The sequence below is a fragment of the Bradyrhizobium sp. Unk1 genome, assembly GCF_059512345.1.
In genome coordinates, this window is record NZ_JCAMOP010000138.1 from 1 (window position 1) to 3,174 (window position 3,174).

Sequence of the window (3,174 nt, forward strand, 5' to 3'; positions counted from 1 at the left end):
CCGGCGACCCGGCAGGCTCTGCGAACGCCGGTAGCGGCGATTCCGACAGCACCGGCACGAACGACAGCGTCTCCGCCCAAGCCGGCAGCACCAACTGGCCCAAACGCGCCCGGCGCCGCCAGTCATGCACCTGCTTGGCCGGCAGCCATGGCGACGGGCGACGTCTGTGACAACCGCCTCCGGCTCGAGGCTTTCCGCGGCAATCTGTGCCTTCAAATCATCCGGCCAGCGCTTGCGACCTGCGCCAGCGAACACTTCAATTCGCGGTGACAACGGTCGTCTTATGTCGTCAGGATGGTCGTCCATTGTGAGCACCCTTCCAGAAGATGACTCTTCTAACGGTGCTCTCAAGACTCCGCACAAACAATCCAAAGGGCCTCGGCGCTACGCTTACGATAAACCGATGCGCAAATTCTTCAAGTTGCGAAATCCAGTATGTGAGGGATCGTGGCACACCCGATTTGGTCACTATGGTGGCCAGAATCCAACTGCGACTGTGCAAACTCACCCCGGCAGCATCGTCCATGCATCAGACGGTCAGCATTAGCGTTCGCTTGCGATATTTGCGCGTTGCATTCTCGAATTACTAATTCGATGGTGCTTTGGCTCGTACGAGCTTCGAGCGAAGAGTGAGATGCAAAGACCGCTTCTTGTATTCTCGAAGTGATCGGCGCTCTAGCACTTTTTGCCGTCGCGTCTCGCGCCGCTTGGTTTTCTTAGCGCTTTTTACTAACTTGTATCGATAGAGTTCGGAAACGGGGGGGTCGTGCGAAACCACTGCTCGGCCGCACTTTCCCGTGGTTGCCGTTTAGATTCCGAAATCCCGATTTTGATACTACTCGTTTTACTTGCAAGGCTGCGAGTTAAGTGGATTTGGCTAAGCGCGAGCATCAACGCCTTCACTATGCGGAATGAGACGCCGACGCTGCCATCACTAGCTTCCCTAACAGCGTTGGCCGCAGCAATCGAACTTATACGCTGCCCGCCGGCGGCGGAGATGAAGCGGGCCATCCTGGCGGGCACCCGCGAGGCGAGATCCCAATCAAGAAGGTGAGAGACATCTACACCCAGACTTGCACGTCGATACGCTGAACGTGCAGGCACGGAAATTTCGGTAGACCAAAGAGTTGAATATTCGCCGAGGAAACCATTGCGGTTGAACGCCCAATCTGCTTTCGTTGTTGGCCGATTTGCGCTTGGTGGGAAGTCGATGGAATACATTCCGTTTCGGATTAGTGACGTTATAAGGCAGCTCAATCGCGATATCTTTTTGCCGGCGATACAACGAGAGTTTGTATGGGGTCCCGACCGCATCGAGCGGCTATTCGACTCGATCATGTCTGACTTCCCCATCGGTTCATTTCTGTACTGGCGATTGGAACAACAGAACAAGGATGACTGGCCTGTTTACGAATTCATCCGCGAATTCGACAAGGAAGCACCCCATAATCGGCAGGCGGCCACGGCCGGCATCACCAAGGACATCACACTTGTCTTGGATGGGCAGCAGCGCATCACGTCGCTGTTTATAGGGCTGAAGGGTTCCTACCGCTATTTCTATTACCGCTGGCGAACGAACAAGCTCTTTTTGAACCTTTTAAAAGTTGCGGGCCCGAACGAAGAAAAGCCGGAAGAGCTCGCTTACGGATTCGCCTTCCGGGAAAGTTCGGAACCTGACGAGGGTACCGCGCAGCTTTGGTATCCCGTGGGACGAATTCTTGATTTTGAAGACGCCGAGGACGCCAAGTCGGATATGAAGCCTCAGCTCACCTCATTGTCCGAGGAGGCGCGGGAGAATGCACAGAAGCTCATTGGCCGCTTGCACAATCGTATCCACACAACTCTGGTGGGCAATTATTATGAGGAGAAGTCGCAAAACTACGACAAGGTCTTACAAGTCTTCGTGCGAGCGAATTCGGCGGGCCAACCTCTCGAATATTCCGATCTCCTGCTCGCCACGGCTACCGCAAAATGGCAGACGCTCGACGCCCGGAAGGAAATTCACGATTTTACGGACTCGCTGAATGAAATTGGCAACGGCTATAATCTCGGCAAGGACTTCGTACTGAAAGCCTGCTTGTACCTGACTGGAGGACTCCCGATCCAGTATCAGGTCAAGAACTTCACCAAAAAGAACCTTCTCCTGATCGAAGGCAACTGGGAGACGATTAAAAGTTCTCTTTCAACGACCGTGCGGCTCATTTCCCGCTTCGGTTTCCAAAACAAGAACGTCGTCGCTCCCTTGGCGCTCCTTCCCATCGCCCTCTATATCGCCTAACGAGGGGATTGGTCCTTTGACATATCCTCGGAGGCGCAGGATGCGGATGCCCAGATCGCGATCCGGAGATGGTTTGTCTTTGCAACCCTCAAGAATGCGTTTGGTAGCTCAAGTGATACGACGCTCACGCGATTGCGAGAGTTGCTGCAGAACTGTGATCAAAACTCGACGTTTCCGGCCAATGCGCTTTACCAATCCCTTGGGATCGAGCCGCACCTCAATGACGCTGAGATAGGCCAAATACTGGAGTACGGATACCAGGGCCGATACACCAGCCTTGTGTTGTCCCTGCTATATCCTAATCGTGATTGGAAGAATGCTGTGTTTCACGAGGATCACATTTTTCCGCAATCCGAATTCCAGGTCAGACCCTTGAGGAGGCGCGGATATGATGATGCGAAGATCAAATCGTATCAGTCGAAGTACAACGTACTCGCCAATCTAGAACTCCTTACGGACTCAGAGAATCTGTCGAAGAACGCTACGCCGTTTGATGAGTGGATAGAGACCAGGGACCCGGATTTCCGAAAGCGGCACCTGATCCCGGAATTGGAGACGTATGATTTTGATTCCTTCGAGGATTTTTGGAAGGCACGTGCGGTGCGGATAGTGGCGACACTCAAGCAACTGTAGATCTGGACCGCCCCTATGACGGGCTGCTAGCCGACATTAGAGGTTATGCGACCTTAGTCAGGCTACCCGCTTCGCGAGCGGTGGCACACTAGGCCGTGTACCCATAAACCCAGCGGCGTGATGCGACGAAGGCTACGTCCGCTTTGCCCCCATAGCGACTAAGCTCGTGCGGCATCGCAATATGCAGCGATGGGCCATGTGTGGACGTATATGGCCCCCGCCCGATTGCAACGGCCGGCTTGATCAGGATCGACGGTCACAAC

At 54.3% G+C, this 3,174-nt stretch carries 4 protein-coding genes; 2 read left to right on the top strand and 2 right to left on the bottom strand.

The window, feature by feature from the left end; genetic code table 11:
* On the bottom strand, window positions 1-306 hold a 306-nt coding region (locus tag AC5ZFO_RS47545), incomplete at its 3' end, for a transposase (protein ID WP_496124205.1).
* 423 nt (window positions 307-729) lie between these two features.
* Window positions 730-1,221, bottom strand: a complete 492-nt coding sequence (locus AC5ZFO_RS47550) for a hypothetical protein (RefSeq protein WP_496124206.1) — start codon at window positions 1,219-1,221, stop codon at window positions 730-732.
* On the opposite strand from AC5ZFO_RS47550, the gene AC5ZFO_RS47555 reads away from it, so the two are divergent.
* The gene (locus tag AC5ZFO_RS47555) at window positions 1,211-2,278 is read left to right on the top strand and encodes a DUF262 domain-containing protein (RefSeq protein ID WP_496124207.1); all 1,068 of its coding nucleotides are present in this window, start codon (window positions 1,211-1,213) and stop codon (window positions 2,276-2,278) included. The genes AC5ZFO_RS47550 and AC5ZFO_RS47555 overlap by 11 nt on opposite strands.
* 141 nt (window positions 2,279-2,419) lie before the next feature.
* Window positions 2,420-2,911, top strand: a complete 492-nt coding sequence (locus AC5ZFO_RS47560) for a hypothetical protein (protein WP_496124208.1) — start codon at window positions 2,420-2,422, stop codon at window positions 2,909-2,911.
* Window positions 2,912-3,174 lie beyond the last annotated feature (263 nt).